The 21,842-nt window shown below is 68.5% G+C and carries 27 protein-coding genes and 1 other RNA gene; 16 read left to right on the forward strand and 12 right to left on the reverse strand.

The genetic code is table 11. From position 1 onward, the window contains the following. The first annotated feature begins 3 nt into the window (after positions 1-3). The 4 genes from RN607_RS05395 to RN607_RS05410 all read left to right on the forward strand — a co-directional run bounded on the left by RN607_RS05395 (position 4) and on the right by RN607_RS05410 (position 3,268). Complete coding sequence (locus tag RN607_RS05395; RefSeq protein ID WP_313544849.1) at positions 4-831, forward strand: Nif3-like dinuclear metal center hexameric protein; 828 nt, start codon at positions 4-6, stop codon at positions 829-831. 18 nt (positions 832-849) lie between these two features. Further along, positions 850-1,581, forward strand: a complete 732-nt coding sequence (locus tag RN607_RS05400; protein ID WP_313544851.1) for a zinc ribbon domain-containing protein — start codon at positions 850-852, stop codon at positions 1,579-1,581. Then, positions 1,571-2,338 carry a histidine phosphatase family protein gene (locus RN607_RS05405; protein WP_313544853.1) on the forward strand — a complete coding sequence of 256 codons (768 nt, stop codon included), beginning with the start codon at positions 1,571-1,573 and terminating at the stop codon, positions 2,336-2,338. Before RN607_RS05400 ends, RN607_RS05405 begins: the two co-directional genes overlap by 11 nt. A gap of 168 nt (positions 2,339-2,506) precedes the next feature. Then, positions 2,507-3,268: an SDR family oxidoreductase gene (locus RN607_RS05410; RefSeq protein ID WP_313544854.1), complete on the forward strand. Its 762-nt coding sequence runs from the start codon at positions 2,507-2,509 to the stop codon at positions 3,266-3,268. An 18-nt stretch (positions 3,269-3,286) separates the two neighbouring features. Here the strand turns inward: RN607_RS05410 and RN607_RS05415 are convergent, their stop codons facing one another. After that, complete coding sequence (locus RN607_RS05415; protein WP_313544856.1) at positions 3,287-4,057, reverse strand: YaaA family protein; 771 nt, start codon at positions 4,055-4,057, stop codon at positions 3,287-3,289. An 87-nt stretch (positions 4,058-4,144) separates the two neighbouring features. On the opposite strand from RN607_RS05415, the gene RN607_RS05420 reads away from it, so the two are divergent. Then, positions 4,145-5,023: an SMP-30/gluconolactonase/LRE family protein gene (locus tag RN607_RS05420; protein ID WP_313544858.1), complete on the forward strand. Its 879-nt coding sequence runs from the start codon at positions 4,145-4,147 to the stop codon at positions 5,021-5,023. A gap of 54 nt (positions 5,024-5,077) precedes the next feature. Beyond that, positions 5,078-5,445, forward strand: an RNA gene (gene rnpB, locus RN607_RS05425) — RNase P RNA component class A. A 27-nt stretch (positions 5,446-5,472) separates the two neighbouring features. Here the strand turns inward: rnpB and RN607_RS05430 are convergent. Both RN607_RS05430 and RN607_RS05435 read right to left on the reverse strand, forming a co-directional pair. Beyond that, the gene (locus tag RN607_RS05430; RefSeq protein ID WP_313544860.1) at positions 5,473-6,603 is read right to left on the reverse strand and encodes a tyrosine-type recombinase/integrase; all 1,131 of its coding nucleotides are present in this window, start codon (positions 6,601-6,603) and stop codon (positions 5,473-5,475) included. Then, positions 6,596-7,258: a hypothetical protein gene (locus tag RN607_RS05435; RefSeq protein WP_313544862.1), complete on the reverse strand. Its 663-nt coding sequence runs from the start codon at positions 7,256-7,258 to the stop codon at positions 6,596-6,598. The genes RN607_RS05430 and RN607_RS05435 overlap by 8 nt, the downstream gene beginning before the upstream one ends. 101 nt (positions 7,259-7,359) lie before the next feature. Between RN607_RS05435 and RN607_RS05440 the strand changes: the two genes are divergently transcribed. The 9 genes from RN607_RS05440 to RN607_RS05480 all read left to right on the forward strand — a co-directional run bounded on the left by RN607_RS05440 (position 7,360) and on the right by RN607_RS05480 (position 13,344). Further along, on the forward strand, positions 7,360-7,560 hold the full coding sequence (locus RN607_RS05440; protein WP_313544863.1) for a helix-turn-helix transcriptional regulator: 201 nt from the start codon (positions 7,360-7,362) through the stop codon (positions 7,558-7,560). A gap of 292 nt (positions 7,561-7,852) precedes the next feature. After that, complete coding sequence (locus tag RN607_RS05445; protein ID WP_313544865.1) at positions 7,853-9,001, forward strand: AAA family ATPase; 1,149 nt, start codon at positions 7,853-7,855, stop codon at positions 8,999-9,001. Further along, complete coding sequence (locus tag RN607_RS05450) at positions 8,998-9,306, forward strand: WhiB family transcriptional regulator (RefSeq protein WP_313544867.1); 309 nt, start codon at positions 8,998-9,000, stop codon at positions 9,304-9,306. Before RN607_RS05445 ends, RN607_RS05450 begins: the two co-directional genes overlap by 4 nt. Beyond that, positions 9,303-9,881, forward strand: a complete 579-nt coding sequence (locus RN607_RS05455) for a hypothetical protein (RefSeq protein WP_313544868.1) — start codon at positions 9,303-9,305, stop codon at positions 9,879-9,881. Before RN607_RS05450 ends, RN607_RS05455 begins: the two co-directional genes overlap by 4 nt. 50 nt (positions 9,882-9,931) lie before the next feature. Next, positions 9,932-10,165, forward strand: coding sequence for a hypothetical protein (locus RN607_RS05460; RefSeq protein WP_313544869.1), 234 nt, complete (start codon positions 9,932-9,934; stop codon positions 10,163-10,165). Between the two features lie 27 nt (positions 10,166-10,192). Further along, positions 10,193-10,978, forward strand: coding sequence for a hypothetical protein (locus tag RN607_RS05465; RefSeq protein ID WP_313544871.1), 786 nt, complete (start codon positions 10,193-10,195; stop codon positions 10,976-10,978). Positions 10,979-11,116: 138 nt separating this feature from the next. Beyond that, entirely contained in the window at positions 11,117-11,512 is a 396-nt protein-coding gene (locus RN607_RS05470; protein WP_313544873.1) for a hypothetical protein, read from the forward strand. A 369-nt stretch (positions 11,513-11,881) separates the two neighbouring features. After that, the gene (locus RN607_RS05475) at positions 11,882-12,373 is read left to right on the forward strand and encodes a DUF6932 family protein (RefSeq protein WP_313544875.1); all 492 of its coding nucleotides are present in this window, start codon (positions 11,882-11,884) and stop codon (positions 12,371-12,373) included. Then, a complete protein-coding gene (locus tag RN607_RS05480) occupies positions 12,370-13,344 on the forward strand; it encodes a hypothetical protein (protein ID WP_313544877.1) in 975 nt (324 codons plus the stop codon). Before RN607_RS05475 ends, RN607_RS05480 begins: the two co-directional genes overlap by 4 nt. Positions 13,345-13,429: 85 nt before the next feature. On the opposite strand, the gene RN607_RS05485 is transcribed toward RN607_RS05480, so the two are convergent. The 8 genes from RN607_RS05485 to RN607_RS05520 all read right to left on the reverse strand — a co-directional run bounded on the left by RN607_RS05485 (position 13,430) and on the right by RN607_RS05520 (position 19,668). After that, complete coding sequence (locus tag RN607_RS05485) at positions 13,430-13,672, reverse strand: helix-turn-helix transcriptional regulator (protein WP_313544878.1); 243 nt, start codon at positions 13,670-13,672, stop codon at positions 13,430-13,432. Between the two features lie 173 nt (positions 13,673-13,845). After that, positions 13,846-14,130 (reverse strand): helix-turn-helix domain-containing protein, encoded by a 285-nt coding sequence (locus RN607_RS05490; protein ID WP_313544879.1) that lies wholly within the window; start codon positions 14,128-14,130, stop codon positions 13,846-13,848. Positions 14,131-14,174: 44 nt separating this feature from the next. Next, on the reverse strand, positions 14,175-14,489 hold the full coding sequence (locus tag RN607_RS05495) for a hypothetical protein (RefSeq protein ID WP_313544881.1): 315 nt from the start codon (positions 14,487-14,489) through the stop codon (positions 14,175-14,177). After that, positions 14,486-14,857, reverse strand: a complete 372-nt coding sequence (locus tag RN607_RS05500; protein ID WP_313544882.1) for a hypothetical protein — start codon at positions 14,855-14,857, stop codon at positions 14,486-14,488. The genes RN607_RS05495 and RN607_RS05500 overlap by 4 nt, the downstream gene beginning before the upstream one ends. A 412-nt stretch (positions 14,858-15,269) precedes the next feature. Next, positions 15,270-16,508, reverse strand: coding sequence for an MFS transporter (locus RN607_RS05505; protein ID WP_313544884.1), 1,239 nt, complete (start codon positions 16,506-16,508; stop codon positions 15,270-15,272). Between the two features lie 26 nt (positions 16,509-16,534). After that, entirely contained in the window at positions 16,535-17,509 is a 975-nt protein-coding gene (locus RN607_RS05510; protein ID WP_313544886.1) for a fumarylacetoacetate hydrolase family protein, read from the reverse strand. Continuing rightward, positions 17,506-18,639 carry an FAD-dependent monooxygenase gene (locus tag RN607_RS05515; protein WP_313544888.1) on the reverse strand — a complete coding sequence of 378 codons (1,134 nt, stop codon included), beginning with the start codon at positions 18,637-18,639 and terminating at the stop codon, positions 17,506-17,508. Before RN607_RS05515 ends, RN607_RS05510 begins: the two co-directional genes overlap by 4 nt. A gap of 42 nt (positions 18,640-18,681) precedes the next feature. Then, positions 18,682-19,668 carry a cyclase family protein gene (locus tag RN607_RS05520; protein WP_313544889.1) on the reverse strand — a complete coding sequence of 329 codons (987 nt, stop codon included), beginning with the start codon at positions 19,666-19,668 and terminating at the stop codon, positions 18,682-18,684. A gap of 121 nt (positions 19,669-19,789) precedes the next feature. On the opposite strand from RN607_RS05520, the gene RN607_RS05525 reads away from it, so the two are divergent. After that, positions 19,790-20,725 (forward strand): LysR family transcriptional regulator, encoded by a 936-nt coding sequence (locus RN607_RS05525; protein ID WP_313544891.1) that lies wholly within the window; start codon positions 19,790-19,792, stop codon positions 20,723-20,725. A gap of 83 nt (positions 20,726-20,808) precedes the next feature. Here RN607_RS05525 and RN607_RS05530 read toward each other — a convergent pair whose 3' ends face one another. Next, positions 20,809-21,825, reverse strand: a complete 1,017-nt coding sequence (locus RN607_RS05530) for a VOC family protein (RefSeq protein ID WP_313544893.1) — start codon at positions 21,823-21,825, stop codon at positions 20,809-20,811. Positions 21,826-21,842: the final 17 nt, after the last annotated feature.

Genomic DNA, 21,842 nt, shown 5'->3' on the forward strand with positions numbered 1-21,842 from the left:
GCCATGACCCAGGTGTCCGATGTCATCGCCGCGCTCGACGAGCGGTACCCGCCGCGCCTGGCAGAGGACTGGGACAGGAACGGTCTGGTGGTCGGGCGTCCCGATGCGGCCGTCGAGCGGATCCTGCTCGCGGTGGACCCCGTGATGGCGGTGGTCGACGAGGCAGTCGACCAGGACTGCGACCTGATCTTCACGCATCACCCCTTGCTGCTGCGCGGCGTGCACACCGTGCGCGCCGACTCGTCCAAGGGTGCCGTGGTGCACGAGCTGATCGAGCGCGGCATCGCGCTGTTCAACGCGCACACGAACGCCGACGCCGCGGCGGGGGGAGTGGCCGATGCGCTCGCCGCCGACCTGGGCGTCGTCGACACGGTCCCCCTGGTCCCTGACAGCGTGGACCCGTCCTTGGGGATCGGGCGCGTGGGGCGCCTGGCGCAGCCGATGACCTTGCACCAGTTCGTGGAGCGCGCGGCCGACGCGCTGCCTCCCACCGCCCATGGCGTGCGCGTGGCCGGCGACCTGACGGGACGTATCGAGACCGTCGCGGTGCTCGGCGGGAGCGGCGACTCGTTCCTCGAGGCCGTGCGTGCCGCCCACGCCGACGTGTACGTCACCGCAGATCTCCGGCATCACCCCGCCTCCGACGCGCGCGAACAGGCGCTGCTCGGCGATGGCAGGCCCTACCTGGTGGATGTGGCACACTCCGCTTCGGAGTGGTCGTGGCTGCGTGGCGCAGCGCGGTACCTCGAGGAGGCGCTCGGCGTCTCCACCCATGTGAGCACCCTCACCACAGACCCGTGGACCGCGCGTTTCGGCGCGACAGGTTCCTGATCCATAAGGAGACCCATCGTGGCCACCGCCCCCGCAGCGGACCAGCGTCGACTGCTCGACGTCCAGGACGCCGACCTTCGCGCGCAGCAGCTGCGCCACAAGCGCGACACCTTGCCGCAGAACGCCCAGCTCGAGGAGCTCGCCGCTCGTCGTGCGGACCTGCACGAGGAGCGCATCGCACGCAACGCCGAGGTCGGCGACCTGCGCCGCGCCGTGCAGAAGGCCGAGGACGATGTGCAGGCCGTGCGCGCCAGGAAGGATCGGGACCAGCAGCGGCTCGACTCCGGGAGCGGTTCGGCGAAGGATCTTCAGGCGCTCCAGTCCGAGCTCGAGGTGCTAGGCCGGCGCCTGAGCGCGCTGGAGGACGTGGAGATCGAGGCGATGGAGCAGGTCGAGTCGGCGGAGGCCGCGCTCGCGTCCGCGACGGAGCAGGCCGAGGCGCTCGATGCTCAGGTGGCGCAGGTCACCGAGGAGCGCGACGCGCAGGTGCGCGAGATCGACGGCGAGCTGGTCACCGTGCATGACGAGCGCGGAACCGCCGCTCGCGACCTGGACGCGGGTCTGCTCGCGCTGTACGACAAGCTGCGTGAGCAGCACGGGGGAGTGGGTGCCGCAGCCCTGCTGGGCGGCACCTGCCAGGGGTGCCACATGTCCCTCAACGCGGGCGACCTCGCGGCGATCCTCGATGCGCCCGCGGACCGTGTGGTCCGCTGTGAGGAGTGCGGGCGCATCCTGGTCCGTGGCGCCTGAGCAGGTGGAGCCGGAGCCGGTGTCGTCGAGCGCCTCGGGTGGAGCCTCGGCCTTCGCTCCGTCGGATCGTGGTGACCTCGTCGCGCCGCTGACGCTGGTGATGGTGCGCCATGGGGTGACCCCGATGACGTTGGAGCACCGGTTCTCGGGCTCGGGCGTCGTCGGTCCTTCGTTGACGCCGGCCGGTCGGGTGCAGGTGGCGAAGGCTGCCGACGCGGTCCACCAGATCGGGCGTCGTACCTGGCAGGATCTTCCTTCGGTCGACCGTGTGGTGGCCTCTCCGATGACGCGGACCCAGGAGACGGGTGCGGCGATCGGGCGGCGCGTGGGTGCGCATGTCGAGACGGATGCGCGTCTGCAGGAGGTCGACTTCGGGCGGTGGGAGGGGTTGACGGCGCAGGAGATCGTCGCGCGCGACGGAGGGGCGCTGCTTCAGTGGCGGGATGGTGAGGTCGCACCGCCCGGTGGAGAGTCGCTTGCCCAGGTCGCGGTCCGTGTGGATGGGCTCGTGGCCGATCTGGCAGCGGAGCATGCGCGCCTCTGCGTGAGCGACGGGGATCACGGACGGTCCATCGCGCTCGCATCCCACGCTGTCGCGATCAAGTCGGTGGTGGGGCTGTCGCTCGAGGCTCCCGAGCGCCGGTGGTCACGTCTGTGGCCGTCCCCTGCCTCGCTGACGATCGTGCAGCTCAGGGTGACGACGGACGGGACGGTGGCGGAGCGTCACCTGCTGTGTGTGGGGGCGCCCACGAGCTGAGCGGCCGCGCAGTGGAGGCCTCGCCGAGCTCTCGGAAGCGACGGGCGCCGAGACGTCCGCAGCCCAGCGCCAAGAGTTCTCAATTGGGAGAACGACCCCCGAGGGGGAACTAGGATGGAGCCCGCAACGTTCCGCACGTGAGACCCCTCAGACCCCTTGGAGCGAACCATGCCCGACCCTGCCATCACCGCCTCCGACCCTCTCCGCGCCGCGCTGCGTGGGTCCCGAGTCCTGGTGGTGGGCGGCACCTCCGGGTTCGGCCTGGAGGTTGCACGGGAGGCGGCCCAGGCGGGTGCTCGGGTGGTGCTGATCGGTCGTGACCGCGGCCGGCTCGAGGGCGCGGTGTCGGCACTCCGCGCGATCGGCGCGGCGGCTGGAGGCGCGGCGTTCGACGCCACGGCTCCGGGCGCGCTCGAGGCGCTCGCCAAGGAGGTAGGCGAGGTCGACCACGTCGTCTCCACCCTCGGCGGTGCGATGGGCGGCGGCTTCCTGGACGCCGACACCGCGCTCATCCGCGACACCGTGGAGTCGAAGCTCTTCGCCAACCTGGAGGTCGCGCGCGTGCTCGCGCCTCGTATCGCCGCAGGCGGATCGCTCACCTTCACCGGCGGCTCCGGCGGATCCCCGTCCACCTCGTCGGGCGCCACGCTCGGCAACGAGGCGATCGCGACGATGGTGAAGGGCCTCGCGGTCGAGCTGGCGCCGCGCGTGCGGGTCAACGCGGTGGCGCCCACGTGGACCGAGACCGGTCTCTGGCGCGGACTCGACGCCCAGGCGCTCGCCGAGACGCACGCCTCGATGTCCGACGCGATCCCGCTGGGCCGCACGGCCGAGGTCGGCGAGGTCGCACAGGCGTACATGTTCCTCATGACCTGCGGGTTCATCACCGGACAGACGATCGCCGTCGACGGGGGAGTCTCGCTCCTCTGACGGAGCCTGCGACGCCGGTCAGCCGGCGATCACGAGCGTGAGCTCGTCGGGCGCCTTCGCCTTGGCCGTCAGGGCGACGTCCACCAGCGAGTCCCCGATCATCCCCGCTGCGGCGTCCGCCAGGTCCTGGGCCGACTCGGGCGCCTCGTCGGCGCGCATCAGATGCGCCGCCAGCAGCCCACGGGTGCGCTTGGCCATATGGCTCACCACCGACCGCTTGCCATCCTGCTCCCTCATCACCCTGACCGTCACCCAGGGAGCCGACGGGTGGTAGGCGGCGATGTACGAGGCGCTTCGGCAGTCCACCACGAGGCCACCGTCCGCCAAGGTGTCCAGCTCGTCCGCCATGCGCTTGCGCCAGAAGGCGGCGAGGCCCCCGAGCCGCCCCAGCGTTGTGCCCATCGAGAGGCGGTAGGCCGGAATCGGGTCGGCAGGGGAGACGGCACCCCAGAGCGCGGAGACGATCCGGAGGCGCGACGCGGCCCTGGTGAGGGTCGCGTCGTCCCACGAGCTCATGCTGGCCGCGTCGTACAGGACGCCGGAGTAGACGCGCGCCGCGGCATCGCAGGGGTTGGTCCACACCGTCGTGTTGCGCGCCACCTCGGCTGCGAGGCTCGCGCCCACGTCGAGCACCTTCAACGCGTTGCGCTGACCGCTCACCTTCGCGAGAGCGTCACCCACGCGTCGGCGCGCCTCCGTGAGGGAGGGGTGGGACAGGGATGCCAGGTCGATGGGGTCGCCGCCGGCGGGAGCCGTCTTGCCCTCGGAGGGCGGGAGAAGCACGAGCACGGGGGACAGGCTACTTGCCGTCGCAGGCGGGCGATCGACACGGCATAGGGTGGCGAGGTGCGCGCCCTAGAACAAGCAGACGGCATCGTGGCGGTCCCAGGGAGCGAGTGCAGCCTCGGAGAGTCGCCCAGCTGGGATGCGGACGCGGGCGTGCTGAGGTGGGTGGACCTCACCGGCGGCCGTCTGCTCGAGGCTCCCGTCGCGGTCGCCGGCGTCGGCGAACCCAGGGAGGTGCTGCGGGTGCAGGGCATCGTGGCTGCCGTCACTCATGGTGACGACGGGGGCCTTCTGCTGGTGGGCGAAAGGCATCTGATCCATGTGGACTCCTCGGGCGCGACAGTGGGGCGCGTGGAGATGGTCTCCGATCGCACTGGCCGTCGCCTCAACGACGGAGCGTGCGACCCCGCAGGCCGGTTCGTGGTGGGCACGGTGGGGCCCACGTGGGACCGGGCGGATGAGAGCCTGTGGAGGCTCGAGGCGGACGGCACGGTGGCCGAGATCGCTTCGGGCATCACCGCGTCGAACGGGATCGGATGGAGCCCTGACGGCACGCAGATGTACCACGCCGACACCTTCTCCCACGTGGTGACCACACGCGCGTACGGCACCGATCACGTCGGTGAGCCGAGCGTCGTGGTCGACTGCGGCGGCGACCTGCCCGACGGTCTCGCGGTCGACTCCGACGGAGCGTTGTGGGTCGCATTCTGGGGGGCGGGGCAGGTGCGCCGCTACACGCCCGACGGGACGCTGCTTCAGGTGGTCCGGACCGGGGCGCCGCTCACCACGAGCTGCGCGTTCGCCGGGCCCGAGCTCGACATCCTGGTGATCACCACGGCCGTCGGCCTGGAGACGGACGACCGTGAGCCCACGATCGGGCCCGCGGGTCGGCTGCTGTGGTGCCGGCCCGGCGTCCATGGAATCCCGGCCGCGCCGTGGCAGCGCCTACCTCTGTCGTCAGGGTCCTGACGGTCTCTGCACGGTGTCGCCCGAACGAACCGCCAGGTACCCTTGTCTTGCGGATGAGCTGGCCAGGCGGTCGCGTGATCCTTCGGGATCCCGAGGAACGTCCGGGCTTCGCAGAGCAGGGTGATGGCTAACAGCCACCCGGGGTGACCCGCGGGACAGTGCCACAGAGAGAAGACCGCCCTCGCCTCACGGCGGGGGTAAGGGTGAAAGGGTGAGGTAAGAGCTCACCGCGCGACCGGTGACGGGAGCGGCAAGGTAAACCCCACCCGAAGCAAGGCCAGACAGGGAGCGTTCGAGGGCTGCTCGCCCGATGCTCCCGGGTAGGCTGCTCGAGCCCTGGAGCAATCCAGGGCCTAGATGGATGGCCGCCCCTCAGGCTTCGGTCTGAGAGACAGAACCCGGCGTATCGGCCAGCTCATCCGCCTTCTGCCTGTTTACCAGGTATGGAGTCATGACGAGACCCCCTCAGTCCGCACAGAGTCCGCAGTAGGATTCGCGCGCTCGGCCAAAGAGGCCAGTCCGAGCACCGCGTCGACGGCCTCGCGGGTGCGGTCGTCAGAGTCCGGCCACAGGTGGCTATAGGTGTCCAGAGTCTCGGTCGCGGAGGCGTGCCCGAGGCGGTCCTGCACCGTCTTGACGGACTCGCCGTGTCGAATCAGCAGGCTCGCGTAGAAGTGCCTGAGAGAGTGGAAGACGGTGTGCTCGATCGTCGCCTCTTTGAGTGCCTTCGTCCACATCTGATTGAAGCCCGAGCGTCGCAGGGGAGCGCCGTACTCGTTGGTGAAGATCAGCCCGTCAGGCCCGGCGGGGAACTTCGCCAGGTGGTCGAGCAGGGCGTCGCCCACGGACACGGGAAGCGGGATCTTGCGCACGCTCGTTTTGGTCTTGGGAGGTCCGAACACGGGCCGCTCGTTGGACACTGAGCCGAGCTGGCGGTCGACGGTGATCCGACGCCCGAGGAAGTCGACACGATCGGTCGTGAGTCCGAACAGCTCGCCCTGACGCATCCCGGTGCCCGCTGCCACGGTGATGAGCGCCCGGTAGCGCTCCGGCACGGCCTTGCGGATGCGCTCGACAGCCTCAGGCTCGAGCGGCACAAGCGTCTTGCGCACCACCTCAGGCAACTTGATGCTGTTGCATGGCGTCTCCGCGATCCGCTTGTTCCGCACCGCCGACGCGAAGATTGACGATGTGTAGCGGTACATGACCCGCACAGTGGCAGGGGAGAGCTTCATGCTCGCGCTCGCCACCAGTTGGTTGATGTGCTCGGGGCGGATCGCATCGAGGCGCATGTCGCCGAGCGCGGGGTAGACGTAGCGGTCGAGGTGCCCTTTGACCTGCCGCGCGGTGCCGGCGCGGTGATGGAGAGATGGCTTCCAGATCGTCTCCGCGTATGTCTTGAGCGTGACCTTGCCCGCGCCCGGGTCGACGTAGCGGCCCGTTAGCGTGTCTGCGGTGATCTCGTCGAGCCACCGCTGAGCGTCGACCTTCCGAGCGAAGTGCTGCGCGTGCTCCTTGCCCGTCGCGTCCCGGTAGCGGGCGCGCCACTTGCCGTTGTCGCGCTTCGTGATGCTAGCCATCGGTGCCCTCCATGAGCCGTTGTCTCGCCGCTGGCGTCAGGCGTCCTGCTTTCTTGCCCGCGCCGTCGTCAGTGAAGAGCTGAGGGTCGGCTGATTTTCGAGCCCACGTCAGGAGGTTTCGCAGTCCCGACTCGCTGATGAGGTTTCGCCTTGCGATCTCCGCTCGCGTGGTTCCCTCCGCGTAACCGCGCTCGACGTCCTCGAGGACCAAGAGCTTCCGGTGGAGCGACATGCTTGGCGGACGGCCGCGCCGCACCTTGCCTCCGCGATCTACGGGTGTGCGGCGAATCAGGTTGGCGACCTCGATGGAGAAGCGCTCAGGTTCAGTCGCAACCCAATCGCGCGCCTTGGCGAGCAGACGCGCCTGCGACGCTTCTTCGAACACGTATCCCGGAATGCCTGCGGATGGGAACTCGCCAAGCCCTCGCGCGTCGGCGACTGACATCGCAGCGCCTCGCATGTTGTCTACCGTCTCGATCGCGAGCGGCAAGTCGCCGATCTTGTGCGTTGCCCGAGGCACAACGCGAACTCGGTAGTCGATGCATCGCGGCTCGGAGGTCTCTGCGGAGACGAACGTCGCGGATATTGCCCACCTCACGCGCCCGTCTCGGCGGTCGTCGACGAGTTCGGTCACTGTCACGAGTTCCACGTCCATCTGCGCCTCCCGAAGATTGTCCTGCGCCTATTTCCAGACTGTACGTCACTGACCGCAAAATGGCAACAGCCACGAGGGGTGGCCACAAGAGAGGAGGCGCGATGGGCGAGAGGCTGCTGAACGAGTTCGCCGTCGAGGAATGGACCGGAGTGCCCGTCAACACGCTGCGGTGGTTCAGGCACTGCGGTGACCGCGGGCCGGCGTATCTCAAGATCGGTCGGTCGGTCAGGTATCGCGAGAACGACGTGCAGGCATGGCTCGACGCCGCACGGGTGCCCGCCGGGAGCAGTGATGCTTCGTGACCGATCGAGAGGAAGTCGACGAGGCGAGCCAATGGGCGGCGTGGGCCGCTGACGCAACGCGCCCGGTCGTGACGGCTCGCGCCCAGCGACGCGCCCGCCTTGCGCGTGGCCGAATTCGGAGGAGCGCCGCTCGCGAGCTCGACGGGATATGCGAGACACGGCCGTCCCGCGAGCCATCGACCTACGGCATGCCTCAGCCGGTCCTCCGCGCCTACGGCACCTTCCTGCTAGGCGAAGGCTGGACGCGAGAGGAAGTGCTCGCACGGCTCGCGATCAACACCGGGAGGGCCGTGTGACCACGTTTCCCGGTAACGCCGCAGAAACGACGAGTAACACCGCCGACGAGAGCGTTACCGGTTACCCACCCCCTACTGTGGGAACGCCGGTAACGCTCTACGCCGACGTGTCCCAGGTGCTCGACGGCGACGAGCCTCGAGGTGCGAAGCCCGTCTACGGGTACTGCTCCGATGGGGTCGCGATCTTCTACGCCGGCCAGGTCAACGTCCTATTCGGCGATCCCGAGTCTGGCAAGACGATGCTCGCCCTTGCCGTCGCTGCGGCACTTGTCACTCGCGGCTATCGCGTCGCAATCATCGACCTGGACCACAACGGCGCGCACGCCATCGTCGACCGTCTCATCGACCTGGGAGCCGACGAGGACAACCTGCGAGGCCTCGAGCACTTCCGCTACGTCGACCCCGACGACGGAAGTCACGTGCTCGACGTTGTGAAAGACCTCACCGCCTGGGGCGTCAACTACGTGCTCGTGGACTCCATTGGCGAGCTCGTGCCGGCCTTCGGCGGCGCGTCCAACTCGCCCGATGACTACACCCGCGTTCACCGCATGGTCCTCACCCCACTGGCGAAGGCGGGCGCGTGCGTCGTCGCGATCGACCACCTGGCGAAGAACACCGAATCGCGCGCGATGGGAGCCACCGGCACCGCCGCGAAGAAACGGGCCATCGGCGGCACGATGCTCCGCGTCACAGTCGCCGACGCCTTCACCCCCGGCAAGGGTGGCTCCGCTCACGTGACGATCGCGAAGGACCGTCACGGTGGGCTGCGAGCACATCGACCCACTGGCGACAAGGAACCGCTCGCGGCCACTTTCCGTATGACCGCCGACTACGCGAACCCCTGGGAACTCATCGCACCGACGACGACCGACCGCAACCCGCTCGAGGCTGCACCCGCGTCAGACGTAGACGAGATGGACAAGCTCGACCCGCCGCCCACATCTGTCAGGGACGCACGTACCCGCCTGCGATGGAACAACCAGCGAACCACCGTCGCGTTCCGCGACTGGAAGCGTTACCGCGTTACCGACAGTAAGGGTGCGGAAACGGGTAACACCGACTGCACCACATGCGGAACCGCCCTGACGGACATCGACGTCATGGGTGGATTCACCACCCATCCGAGTTGCGAGCCCACCGCATGACCGGCTCGACAGCGGGCGGGCTTCCCAAAGCCCTCGAGCATGACTGGCCCCAACTCACGGCGCTCGTGGACGCGTACAGCGAGCGTCAGCCGATCCCGTGCCGCATGAGCCCCATGCCGGGCGCATGGATCGGCGACGACGAAGGCGAGCAGGCGAATGCCGCAGCCGAGTGCCGGACCTGCCCCGCGTTGATTGCCTGCCGTCGCTACGGCCTCGAGCACCTACGCGAGCCAGGTGTCTACGGCGGGCTCACTTACCAACAGCGCCGCGCGACGGCTCGACAGACGAAGGAGAACCGCTCATGAGCAAGCCCGTTTCCTGGCCCAAGCACCGCGCCAAGGCCCGTGGTCGCCGACGTGCCCGACCGGCACGGCTGCGAGCCGGTGAGCACCCCTACGTCGCACCCATGGGAGAGGGCCTCGCACTGGCGATCGCACGCGCTCGAGGCGCGCGGGACGACAGGGGAGGCAACTACGTGGACTCCGTGAAGATCACCGCAGACCGCCGCATCGCGTGGCTGGCGCTGCGCAACGGTGACGAGGTGCGCGTGCGGCGGATGGATGACGATGCGGTCGCGTGCACCGCTTGCGGCTACCAAGCTGTCGCCGTCTGTGAGCACGCGCGCAGGTTCGCGAAGGAGCTGGCAGAGCGTGAACGCAAGGCGGCGCTTCGGGCACGGCCTCGGATCGTCTCCGGCGAGGCATCCAAGTCCGTGGCAAGGCTTGTCAGGGTCGGTATCGGATTCGTGGACACAGACGAGCACAGCGTCCGCGTGCGCTACGACCATCGCCGCTGGCGCTGCGACGTCCACGGCACCACCGCGGAGCCTGAGTGTGAGTGCACTCGAGCTGTCGCCGCCGCGCTCAAGGTCGCCTCGTGATGTCCACGCACCTCGGCGCCCTTACGACAACGACGAACCAGGAGGCCCCCATGCCTGAACGCACTACCGGCGAGATGTTCGCCGCATCTGTCAACGCACTGTTCACTCCGAGCGCCGAGGAGATGCAGCCGGCCCAGACCGGCGACCTCGCAGAGCCCGAACGCACCGGACCGAAGCCGGATCTTTCCCAGGGCCAGGGAGGTGGTCGCGGCAAGCGCTCGGCTCTCCAGGGCTTCACAGAGTTCATGGAGAACATGCCGCGCCGCTCGATGCGGCGCTGGTAGACAACCGCACCAAGACAGGAGAATCCCATGCTGTTCGCCACACCCGACCTCATGCTCATCGACCACCTCCGCAATGTCGACACCATCGTCGCCGCCGGTGGTCACATCCCCGACGCCTGGCAGCGCATCAGATCCCGCTACGAGCGCGTCGAGTCGTTCACGGCAGACTCCGCGATCGCACGCCTGACGAGCGTCATCACCACCGACATCGACGAGCCGGACGACCTTGAGCTCGGCACGCTGATCCAGCACGCCCGCAACGCCGCGATGCTCGGCACTCCCGTCGGCGCAGACGTGCAGGGCAGCTATCAGAACCACGTATACGCCGCCACGCACAGCGCCCTCGCGGCGGCATACGGCACCGTCGCGGTCGAGAACTACGACGCCATGGCCAAGCGGTACGACAAGGCGGCAGACACCTTCACGAAGGCCTGGCGACTGTCACACGGCAATGCGCTTGATCCAGCGCAGATCGTCGCCGAACCGAAGGCTGTTCAGCAGGCGTGGCTCGAGGTACCCGCGCTCGCGCTCGAGGTGGACGCTGCACTGGCACTGCTTGCCACCGCCGCACGGCTGGCGGGTCACGAGGTCAAGGGCAACGCCGAACACCTCGTCACGCTCGCAGCTGAAACCGCGTGGATGCGCCTGGTGCACGTCGACGCGGCATGGAACACGAACGCGCGGGGCGGACGATGGGGCGCCATCTTGGATCGCAAGGACACCAAGCTCAGGGCGGCGAGGCTGTCTAAGTGGGAGCCGTTCGACGACAAGCCCCAACTGATGAAGCCCGTCACGTTCGCGCTGTCGAACTGACTTGCACAGTGCCCCTCGCCCTCCGCGGGGACTACCCCAGGGGGTGAGGGGCAGCGGCGCGACCTCCGGCCCGCCGGGGAGGACTCAAGAAAGTGCGCCACTCCGAAACGCTCGATTTTCCCGAAGGGAGACAAGCCCATGACCGACCCCACCGACCCGCCCGCCGGCCTCGGCACCCGCGGCGCAGCATTCTGGACCGCGACGCTCGCGGCCTACGAGCTCACCGACTCCGAGACGGCGATGCTGCTCGAGGCGTGCCGCACACTCGACAACCTCGACGCCCTCGCCGAAGCGATCCAGACTCACGGCGTGATGGTCACCGGCAGCATGGGCCAGCCCGTCGTCAACGCCGCACTCACCGAGGTTCGCGGCCAACGCCTTGCACTGCACCGGCTCCTGACGGCGCTCGCCCTTCCGGACGAGGACGGCGAAGCACTCCCGTCCGCGCGCTCCGCGGCGTCTCAGGCGGCCAACTCGGCCCGCTGGCAGGGGCACACGAGCGAACGTGCGCTCAGAGCCGTGGAGCGTCCCTGATGGCCCGCATTCGTCGCGCACTACTGGACCCGTCAGGATTGCCGCGCGAGCTCGCCGCTGGCCCCACGCATCGCGCGTGGGGAGGCAACGGCGACCCAGACGACCGCGACGCCCGAGCCGCATGGAAAACCGCTGGAGCTGAGTGGTCACGGCAAGTGCTCGGCAACCTCAACGGCTGGATGAACCTACTCCCGCGCGACGTGCGCCTCGAGCAGTCGGCACGGGGTAGGCATGTGCGATCTGCGTAGCCGTGGAGTCTTGATCCCAGTGCAGCTCGACTGTGCCGCTCCATGTCTTTTCGGAAATGTCAGGCCATACCGGTACGTTCAAGGTAGTGCTGAAAGGAGCGAGCCGATATGGTTCATGACCATGGCACTGCCGGCACCAGGGGGACCGTTGGCCCTGCTCCCTGCCTACATTTACCCCGCATCGCTTGCGGAGATCGAAGAGATGTTTGTCACGCGTGCCCCGCACGTTGACGAGCGTCGTGCGATCTTCGACGCCTTCCGAAGCTGGATGGAAGGCTTCGACTCCTTGTTCCCTGGCACCACCATTTGGCTTGACGGTGGCTTCGTCACTCACAAGGATTGGGCGGCGCCCCATGATGTAGATGTGGCCGTTCACGCATCTGGCCCGGTCATGGCCCGGTGGAATCCTGCCTTGGTGCCCGTATTCAGGAGCTACTTCACCGATCGGGACGCGGGTACTCAGCCCATGGGTGGCCTCGTCGATGCCTTCTTCTTCGCAAGCGACAATCCCGCTGCGAGGCAATACTGGAGGAATCAGTGGGGCAAGGTCCGCGGACGTGACAGAAACACTGCGCTTGGCGTGCAAAAGGGGTTCGTGGAGGTGATCCGATGACCGTCAGTCGGGAGCCGGAGCCGCTGGCGCCCCTCGACGACAGTCGCCAGCTTGCTCGGGTAGCGTGGCGAGGTTTCGGTGACGATTCGTTCGCCGAGGTGATGCGGCAGTCGATGCGCTCCATGGCTCACGACGACCCCGAGACCCATGCGGCGCTTGCTGACGAGGGTGCTGCCTTCGGCTCCCTGCTTGACCTACACCTAGAAGACGATAGTGCGCCGTCGCACAGTGTTGCGGCGACGGCATTGACCGCCTTCGTGGATGGTCTCGCGAAGGCGGTCAAGGAGATATCCAAGTCCACCCTGAAGCGGGAGCGCTATCGGACTAACCTGCTTCTGACGGGTGTTGAGTTCGGCTCGGTGAAGGTGTCGCTCGCGACTCCACCCCAGAAGGTCGTGAAGAACGCTGACATTCTTGAACGTACGTTCGTTGAAGACGCGGACGCGCGAAGCCTTGCACTCGTTACGGCTCTGCTGAGCGTCAATGTCGACGCCGATGGCACAGCCCTTGAAGCCCTGGCCGCGTCCCTTCCGCTTCGGGCGCGCGCTGGTCTGAGAAAGGCCTCTCAGCAGATCGCGAAGGAGAACTGGCGGGTTTCGGGTTCGCTCGCCAGGCCTGGCAAGCCGCTAGAGAACATTGCTTTCGACGCGACCAGTGCCAGACGTGTGGGCATTGCGCTCTCGAGTTCACATCGTGAATCCAAGCGGATCGAACTCTCGGGCCGCGTCGATGGCAGCCGACGGTCGCTCCTGGTCATGTACTTTGAGCCGGACAAGGGTCGGCCCTTCGCTGCCGCGGTGCCAGACACCGAGCTATACGAGTCAGTGGTCGGAATGGACGCTCCGGACCTACGCGTTACCTGCAAGTTCCGTGTGGACACAGTCATAGCCGCCGGAACCGACTCGGTGGTCCGGAGTTCCCACACTCTGGAGTCAATCCGCGTCCTCGGAGAGCAGGGGACGCTCGCCTAGCGCGAGGGGACATTGCGTAACGCCGGGCGGAGCAGTGCATGACAGGCGACCCGCCCCACCGAAGTGAGACGGAGCGCAACCGCACCTAGTAGATCGTGAATCGTGGACCTTCGGTTTGCGCATCGACCCACGCGTCGCGAGCCTCGAGCCACTCATCGAGATCCTTGCGCTTGATGCGAATCGCGCCATTCAGGTTGATCCGAAGCGCTTGGAGCGGGACGGGTTCGTTCGGGTCGTTGATGGCCTTTCGAAGCGTCTTCTCCGAAAGGCTGACGTACGCGCAGGCATCCTTGAGCGGAAGCCATCGATCTTCGGTCGAGTCGAGCATAGACCGAACCTACGCGCTGCGACCGTGCCCGATCTACCGCCCGCCTGACGCTGTCCACTCCTGCACGGACGCGCAGCGTGGGGCCAGACAGTGCAACAGAGAAGTCGAAAGCGCCCCGGGCGGTCAACCCCGGGGCGCTCTCGTGTTCTCGTGTCCTCCACCGCGAGTAGTGGCTACGCCGTTCGTGCGCTCATTGCCCAGCCCTCACGGTGTGCCTGGTAGACGAGCGTCTCGAAGTCAACCTCGCTCTCAGGTGCGTCGACTGGCTCCACGTCGGGTGCGATCCCGCTGAGAACGTCGCCGACCGTGATGTCGAGCGCGCGCGCCAGTTTCACCAGGTGATCGGTGTTGAACGCCTGCTCGCCGCTGATCATGGAAGCAAGCTGCGTGCTGCGGATGCCCGCGGCATCGCCGAGCCGGTGCACGTCCCACCCGCACCGGTCGGCCGCCTCGAGCACGTTCGCCCCGATAGAGCGCGCGAGGTTCGCGCCGACGTGCGCCGTCACAAGGCCCCGCCTTCGCGATCGAGCAGGTCCGCCGCCTCGAGCAGGCGTGCCGCGAGACCGCGCGCCTCCTCGGCAAGAGTCTTGCCGTCACCTTCGTACAGCCACCCCTCGAGGGTGACCTGCTGCTCGTTAAGAGTCACCTGACCTGTAATCGGGTTCCATGTCTGGAACGCCTCGAGGTTGACGATGTCGTAGGTGAGCGGGCGCTTGACGTGGCGGTGGGCCGTTCCGTCCAGCTCGCTCTCCCACTCGGTTGCCTCCGTCGCCCAGGCAGGGGCTGGAACGTCGGGGATCGTCTTGACGGCGCTCACCTTGCACCGCCAAGAATGCGCTCAGCGTCGTCAGCCACCTCGAGCAGGATGCGGGCGTAGCGGCGCATCGCGTCGGGGCTGGCGAACGCGGCGTTGAAGTGCCCCTGCTGGTCGATGAACGTCCCCGCGTCGCTCCACCTGCTGTCGCGGTCCTCGAGGATCTCGAACGTCACCGGGTCGCCGTCGGCGAGCATCGTGTCGACCTCCTGGCCCACGCCGGGGACGAAGTAGCCACGGCCGACCGGGGCCACGAACCACGGGCTGTCGGGTTCGTCGGTGTAGGAGCGCTGGATCGTCGCCCACCTGGGCGCGTCGGTGCTCGTCGGCATCTCGTCGACGGTCACGTCAAGGTTGATTGTGCTGGTCATGATTTCTCCATGGTTTGTCCGAGCCTCAGCCCGGCCCCGGAGGCACGACGCCCCCGAAGATCAAAGGGCGCTAATTCGCGCCAGTCCGCACACAGTCCGCAAGAAGTCCACAAGCGGCCACCAATAGCCACCAGTCGAATGGAGCGTCGAGCCTGGTAGATCAACAAACGCCACCAATGGCCACCAACGCCAATCAGTGCGTGAAGCGAACCCGGCGTATCGGCCAGCTCATCCGCCTTGCGCATTGCCTGCGCCGACCCCGCCGCGAGTGCGAAGGGGTGGGCGCCGTCCTGCCGGAACGGCTGCAGCTCCGCCCTGCGATCGAGCGCTCCTTGGCGAATCGAACGACGCGGGCCGATCTGCGTTTCGAGGAGTCGGGCCGCCACGTGGCGCCCCGGCCCGAGCGGCCGGATCAGGCGAGGACGGGCGCGGTCGCCTCCCGGCGGCGCAGCGCCACCGCGAGTCCGAGCCCCATCACCGCTGCGGCCACGCCGACGACGCCCACCGCGACGGTCAGCCCGCCTGCGGCCGCGGTGAAACCGCCCATCAGCAGCGGCGTGAGGAACTGGCCCAGGAAGAACGCCGAGTTCCACATGCCGGTCGCTCGTCCGCGCTCCTCGAAGCGGAGCGGAGCGATGGTCCATGTGAGGAGGGTCGGCAGCAGCAGCCCGGATCCCGCTGAGGCGATCACCGCGCCGACGCCGACACCAGCGAAGGACGAGCCTGCGAGCCAGATCACGATCATGCCGACGGCCTGAAGGCCGAACGCAGCGGGGAGCAGCACCTTCGCCTGGAGGCGTGCCACCCTGGCGAACGTGAACGCTCCGGCCGCGGTGGCCAACGAGGCGATGGCGGCCATGAGGCCGATCGTCCCCGTGTCGTCGGCTGAGACTCCCGTGCCGACCACCAGATAGCTGGCCTCGATCACCATGACGTAGAACGTGAAGCCGCCGAAGAGCGTGACTGCGAGAGGCACGCCGATCCGGCCCCACGGGATGCGGGCCTTCTCATCGGCTGCCACGTGCGAGTCGGTGGAGCCCTCGCGCGTCGGCTCCCACAGCGAGACCACCATGAGGACCGCGAGGACGATCGCCACGGAGTACATCCAGAAGGGGGTGTGCCAGCCGCCGACGCCGAGCGCGCCTCCGATAACGATGAACGCTGTCGCGCCGAGCGTGGTCGCCACGGTCTGCAGGCCCAGGTACCTGTTGCGACGCTCCGGCTGGTGGAAGTAGTCGACGATCAGCGTGGTGCAGGCAGTCATGATGGCCGCCTCGCACACTCCCACCAGGACGCGGCTGAGCAGGATGGACTGGAGCGACTCGAGGTACGCGGGCGCGGTGCCGGCCAGCGCGTAGGCGACCATGGCGATCACGAGCAGGTTGCGTCGGCCCAGGCGGTCGACGATCTGGCCCGCGAACGGCGCGAACACGGCGATCATGAGCGCCGGGATCGCGACGATCATCGGCACCAGCACCTCGGCGCCCGGGACGGACCCGAAATGCTCGGACAGCTGGGGCAGGATCGGTGTGATGAGGACGGAGCCCATGACGGGCATGCAGCTGCCTGCCAGCAGCAGCGCAGCCTGCCAGGAGGTGGCGCGGCGGGGGGAGACCGCGGCAGCCGCGGACTCGGTGAGCGGATTCGACATTGAATCTCCCGGGGTGAGAGGGGGTGTCAGGCCCGCGTGCGGACGCGGTCGTGCGACCGTGCAGGCGGGATCGCGGCCGCGGGCTGGGACGCCCCGACCGTGCCGTGAAGCGCACCGATGCCCTCCACCCGGAGGACCACGTCGTCCCCGGCGGACAGCGGTGCGGGCCAGAGGTCGCCGGAGCGACCCCAGAGCTCGGCCAGGCATCCACCGTTGCCGGCGGTGCCCGAGCCGAGCACATCGCCCGGGACGACGATCGAGTCCCGGGACGCGTAGGCGACCAGCTCCGCGAAGGGCCAGCCCATGTGTGACAGCAGGTCGTGGCCGACCCGAGTGCCGTTGACGTACGCCTCGAGCTCGAGCTCGAGGAATCCCTCGGCGTGGGCGTGCGGGTCGAGCTCGTCGGCCGTGACGATCCAGGGGCCGAGCGACGTGCCGAAGTCCTTGCCCTTGCACGGGCCGAGCCGCACCTGCATCTCCCGGCTCTGGACGTCGCGTGCCGACCAGTCGTTCATGATCGTGTACCCGAAGACGTGCCTTGCGGCCTGGGCAGGGGTGAGGTCGCGGCCGTCGGATCCGGCGGCTCCTCCGAGGATCGCGGCGACCTCGAGCTCGAAGTCCATCCGGGACGACACGGGCGGGCGGACGGTCGCGTGGTCGCCGAGCAGGGTGTGCGGGTTGGTGAAGTAGAACGTCGGCGCCTCGTACCACTCGGGCGCCACGTGGCTGGCCCCGTCCACGGACGCGCTGATCCCTTCGACGTGCTCCTCGAAGGTGACGAAGTCGCGCACCGAGGCGGCGATGAGCGGCACGAGCAGCTGGACCTCGGCCAGGGCCGCGGCGGGTGAGCCGTCGGCCCATCCGGCGATGCGGTCCAGGTGGTCGCGCCCCAGCGCAAGCGCATCCGCGACGGTGCGTCCGTCCGTGAAGGGGACCGCGGCGTCGTCGATGAGGAGCCCTTCGTGGACGACGCCGCCGACGGTCCAGCGGCCGAGCCTCACGCCGGCACGCTCACCGTCTGCGCCACGCTGGCGACGAGGCCGGGCACGTCCGCGTCGCGCCGTCCCTCAAGCAGCCACGAGCCGAGCAGCGTGGACGACTCGACGACCATCGTGGCGCGCTCGACGCGGCGGGCGTGGAACTCGTCCCAGAAGTCCTGGTCGATCGTGTCGCGCTTGAGGATCAGCTCGCCGAGCACCTCCGTGTCCTCGAGGGCCTGAGCCGCGCCCTGGGCGATGGTGGGAGGGCAGGAGTGGGCGGCGTCGCCGACGCAGACGGCCCGTCCTCGATTCCATCTGCCAGGGATGATGTGGGCGGTGAACCAGGTGTAGTTGACGTGGGACGCGGTGCTCAGGTGCTCGCGGATGTGGTTCCAGGGTCCGTCGTACGCCATCGACTGGCCTCGCATGATCTCGACGGCCTGCTCGTCGGTGACGTCCACGTGGTCGGCAGCGTCCTCCACGAGGAACGCGTACATCGTGTCCTCGCCGGTGGGCGTGTAGCCCGCGATGTACATGGGGCCGCCGTAGTAGAGCTCGGTGTGGGTGACCTCGGCGGGGCGCGGCACGAATGCGCGCCAGATGCCCATCCCGGTGCGCTCCGGCTGCACCTCGATGCCGATCGACTCCCGCACCTTCGAATGCAGGCCGTCGGCGCCCACGAGCAGTCCGTAGGTGCCGACGCTCTCTCCGTTGACCTCGACCTCCACCTCGCTGTCGCCGGTGGTGCAGCCCGTCACCTCGGCGTGGTGGTGCAGGCGCGCGCCGGCGGCGACGGCCGCGTCGGTGAGGATGCGTGCGAGGTCGGGGCGGTACATGCCCATGCCTGCCGGCAGGTCGGGCCCGCCCATGGCGATCTCCGGCATGTCCGCCACGATCGCCGCGCCGGGTCCGGGCGCACGGAGCGTCAGGCCGTTGAACGCGTAGCCGGCGTCCTTGATCTGATCCCACACGCCCAGGTTCACGAAGGCGCGCAGCGCGTTGCCCTGCAGGGTGATGCCCGAGCCGAGCGCGCTCACACAGTCGGCCTTGTCGAACATGTCCACCTCGACGCCCTCCCGGGCGAGCTGGATGGCGAGCGCGGTGGCGGCGACGCCACCTCCGGCGATGGCGACACGCGTCGTTGCGGTCATGGTTCTTCCCTTCCTTCTTCCGGGGCAGGTGGGTGGGATCGGTCAGAGCAGGGCGATGGGGTTGATGGGGGAGCCGACGGCTCCGGTGATCGGCAGGGGGGCTGCGGTGAGGAGGAACTCGTAGCGTCGCTCGGCGGCGCAGATCTGCGCGAGGCGGTCGAGGTCCCACATCTCGCCGATGGTGAGGCCCATGTGGGGGATCGCGACCTGGTGGAGCGGCTGGAAGGCGTCATCGAACTCGTTGGGGCGCACCTCGAAGCCCCACGTGTCGGTGGCGATCGCAGCGATGTCGCGTGCGCGGATCCACGGTGCGGTGGTGAAGGACATCCCCGGCGCGGGGCCTCCTGCGTACTCGCCCCAACCGTCGCGGCGGGCCCGGGTGAGCTGTCCCGTGCGGACCAGGAGGATGTCGCCGGGGCCGACGGTGCTGGTGGGACCTTGCGCGTCGACGCATGACTCGAGGTCGTCGACGGTGATTGCGTAGCCGTCTTCCAGCTCGCCCGTGGCGGGGGAGACGTGCCTTCCCAGGTCGAGCAGGACGCCCCGGCCGGTGATGACGGAGGCGGCGTGCTCGATGCCGGTGACCAGGTCGCCGTCCGACGTCACGACGTCGCCGGCGGGTCGTCCGTTCCAGGCGACGCCGTGGTCGAAGATGTGGCCTAGCCCGTCCCACTGGGTGGAGCACTGCAGGGGCATGGCGATCACGTCGTCGGCGCCACCGATGCCATGAGGGAAGCCCTGGACACCGCGCTCCGCGTCGGTGCCGGTGTCGAGCATCGTGTGGACGGGATTCGTGCGCCGGCGCCAGCCCCGCTGAGGGCCGTTCATGTCGAAAGGCAGGGAGAGGGAGACGCTGACGCCGGTGCGAACCAGGCCTGCCGCACGGGTGCGCGCCGTCTCGTCGATCAGGTTGAGGGTGCCGAGCGCATCGTCCTGGCCCCACCGGCCCCAGTTCGTGACGGCGCTCGCCATGGCGGCGATGGCTGCCTCGGGGGCGCTCGGATCGAGCCGTGCGGATGTGACGGTCATGTCTCTCCCTTGGGACGCTCCATTGCGTCCAGCTCCAGTCAAGCCCACGTCAAGGCATCAGCCAAGGCGAATTCTCGGATATCGACTATTCGTGTCGCCGATAGGGGGCTAGGGTCGGCGCATGGACCTTCGCAGTCTTGATATGAACCTGCTGCTGCCGCTTCATGCGCTGCTGGAGGAGAGGAGCGTCTCCCGCGCCGCGGAACGCCTGAGCCTCAGCCAGCCCGCGCTGTCCGCCTCGCTCGCCAAGCTGCGCCGACTGTTCGGCGACGAGCTGCTCGTGCGGCACGGCAACTCCTACGAGCTCAGCCCGCTCGCAGTCTCGCTCCGGGAGCGGACGTGGGTCGCGGTGCAGACCATGGAACGGCTGTTCTCCGCAGAGGCCGAGTTCGAGCCTTCCACGTCGGACCGCGACTTCCGGATACTCGGAGCTGACTACGCGTTCAGGATGGCCGGTCGCGAGCTCGCGATGGCGGTGTCCGCGGTCGCGCCGCGAGTCAGGCTGACCTTCGAGACGCTCTCCCGCGAGACCATGGAGGCGGCGCCCGAGTCGCTGCGGGACTGCGACGGCATGATCCTCCCGCACGGGTTCATCAGCTCCGACCGCTACATGGACCTGCTGGACGACCGCTGGGTGGTGGTGGCCGCGCGGGACAACCCCGATCTGGGGGACGAGCTCACGGTGGACGATCTGGCGACGCTGCCGTGGGTGCTCGCGATGAGCCGCACGACGCAGTTCACGCCGGCCATACGGCAGATGCAGACGCTGGGGATCGAGCCGCTGGTGGAGGTCGTCACGCCGAGCTTCGTCACGCTTCCGGCGCTCGTCTCCGGGACTCGCCGCCTCGGGCTGCTGCAGGAACGGCTCGCTCTGGCAGTGCAGGGTCTTCACGGTCTTCGCGTGCTGGAGTTCCCGGTGCCGATCGCTCCGATCAAGGATGCGTTCTGGTGGAACGGCATGTACGACGCCGATCCCGGCCACGTGTGGCTGAGAGGCATGCTCGCACAGGTCGCCGAGTCGATGGCAGGCGAGGTGGACGGTCGCGCCGAGGCGTGACGGTCGGGTCGTGCGTCGGCGACGGCTGAGCGCTGGCCGTCGCTCGAGCCGTCCCCGACGTGAGTGCTGCGGCTGGGAGGAGATCAGCCTCGGCCCTGGATGGCGTAGGGGTTGAGCAGCACGTCCTTGATCTCGTCCGGCACGCCCTCCTCGGTGGCGGACGGGCCGTCGGCGGCGGGGAACGACTCGGTCATCGACATCGGCATCTGGCTGTTGCGATAGAAGTTGTTGGAGCCGAGGGACGGCTTCCAGGTCTGGACCTCCCAGTCGGGCACGTAGTTGCGGTAGCCGCCGGTGTTGACCTCGATGCGCAGGTGCGACGGCTCGCGGAAGTACAGGAAGTTCTGCTCGCCGATGCCGTGGATCGACGGGCCGTACTCGATGTCCGTGCCGTTCTCCATGAGCGCGTCGGCAGCATGGAGCAGGTCCTCGCGGGTGTCCACCCAGAAGGCGTAGTGGTTGACGCGACCGGCGCGGCTGGACCCGTCGAGCACGACGCCCAGGTCGTGAGACTTCTCGTTCGTGGTGATGACGGAGAAGACGGAGATCGGGGCCTCGTCGAGCACGGTGCGGGCCATGATGCGGAAGCCGAGGACGTCGCGGTACCAGGCGGCGAACGCGTCGACGTCGCTGGTGGCGATGGTCACGTGGTCCAGCTGGCGAGGGGCGCCGAGGTGTCGGCTGCGGCGCTGGGGGCGGTCGGGGTAGATCGAGGCCTTGGCGCCGGTGGCGTGGAAGTGCTCGACGTCCCAGTGGAGGGTCATGGGGTGGCCCCAGGGTCCGACGAACTGGAAGGTCCTGCCTACGGCGTTCTCCTCGACCCAGGCGCCTTCGATGCCTGCGGCCTCCACGCGCCGGGCCGCCTCCTCGAGCGCCTCGGGGCTGGAGGTGCGCCACGCCATCGAGGCGAGCGACGGCTCAGGCCCTGGCTTCACGACCACGCTGTAGCGGTAGTAGTCGCCCCAGCAGCGCAGGTACACGTCGTCGCCGATGCGGTCGACGACCTCGAGGCCCACCTGCTGCTCGTAGAACGTGACGGAGGCCTCCACGTCGGGGGAGGTGATCGCCACGTAGGACAGGTGTGAGAGAAGCGAGATCATCGTCGATCCTTTCCGGG

The sequence above is a fragment of the Demequina capsici genome (assembly GCF_032102965.1).
Lineage (GTDB): Bacteria > Actinomycetota > Actinomycetes > Actinomycetales > Demequinaceae > Demequina > Demequina capsici.

Excerpts from the sequence above, each read along its gene's own strand:
- RN607_RS05395 (WP_313544849.1), top strand. The coding sequence starts at position 4 with ATGACCCAGGTGTCCGATGTCATCGCCGCGCTCGACGAGCGGTACCCG.
- RN607_RS05410 (WP_313544854.1), top strand. The coding sequence starts at position 2,507 with ATGCCCGACCCTGCCATCACCGCCTCCGACCCTCTCCGCGCCGCGCTG.
- RN607_RS05430 (WP_313544860.1), bottom strand. The coding sequence starts at position 6,603 with ATGGCTAGCATCACGAAGCGCGACAACGGCAAGTGGCGCGCCCGCTAC.
- RN607_RS05435 (WP_313544862.1), bottom strand. The coding sequence starts at position 7,258 with ATGGACGTGGAACTCGTGACAGTGACCGAACTCGTCGACGACCGCCGA.
- RN607_RS05440 (WP_313544863.1), top strand. The coding sequence starts at position 7,360 with ATGGGCGAGAGGCTGCTGAACGAGTTCGCCGTCGAGGAATGGACCGGA.
- RN607_RS05450 (WP_313544867.1), top strand. The coding sequence starts at position 8,998 with ATGACCGGCTCGACAGCGGGCGGGCTTCCCAAAGCCCTCGAGCATGAC.
- RN607_RS05455 (WP_313544868.1), top strand. The coding sequence starts at position 9,303 with ATGAGCAAGCCCGTTTCCTGGCCCAAGCACCGCGCCAAGGCCCGTGGT.
- RN607_RS05460 (WP_313544869.1), top strand. The coding sequence starts at position 9,932 with ATGCCTGAACGCACTACCGGCGAGATGTTCGCCGCATCTGTCAACGCA.
- RN607_RS05465 (WP_313544871.1), top strand. The coding sequence starts at position 10,193 with ATGCTGTTCGCCACACCCGACCTCATGCTCATCGACCACCTCCGCAAT.
- RN607_RS05470 (WP_313544873.1), top strand. The coding sequence starts at position 11,117 with ATGACCGACCCCACCGACCCGCCCGCCGGCCTCGGCACCCGCGGCGCA.
- RN607_RS05475 (WP_313544875.1), top strand. The coding sequence starts at position 11,882 with ATGGCACTGCCGGCACCAGGGGGACCGTTGGCCCTGCTCCCTGCCTAC.
- RN607_RS05480 (WP_313544877.1), top strand. The coding sequence starts at position 12,370 with ATGACCGTCAGTCGGGAGCCGGAGCCGCTGGCGCCCCTCGACGACAGT.
- RN607_RS05485 (WP_313544878.1), bottom strand. The coding sequence starts at position 13,672 with ATGCTCGACTCGACCGAAGATCGATGGCTTCCGCTCAAGGATGCCTGC.
- RN607_RS05500 (WP_313544882.1), bottom strand. The coding sequence starts at position 14,857 with ATGACCAGCACAATCAACCTTGACGTGACCGTCGACGAGATGCCGACG.
- RN607_RS05505 (WP_313544884.1), bottom strand. The coding sequence starts at position 16,508 with ATGTCGAATCCGCTCACCGAGTCCGCGGCTGCCGCGGTCTCCCCCCGC.
- RN607_RS05515 (WP_313544888.1), bottom strand. The coding sequence starts at position 18,639 with ATGACCGCAACGACGCGTGTCGCCATCGCCGGAGGTGGCGTCGCCGCC.
- RN607_RS05520 (WP_313544889.1), bottom strand. The coding sequence starts at position 19,668 with ATGACCGTCACATCCGCACGGCTCGATCCGAGCGCCCCCGAGGCAGCC.
- RN607_RS05525 (WP_313544891.1), top strand. The coding sequence starts at position 19,790 with ATGGACCTTCGCAGTCTTGATATGAACCTGCTGCTGCCGCTTCATGCG.
- RN607_RS05530 (WP_313544893.1), bottom strand. The coding sequence starts at position 21,825 with ATGATCTCGCTTCTCTCACACCTGTCCTACGTGGCGATCACCTCCCCC.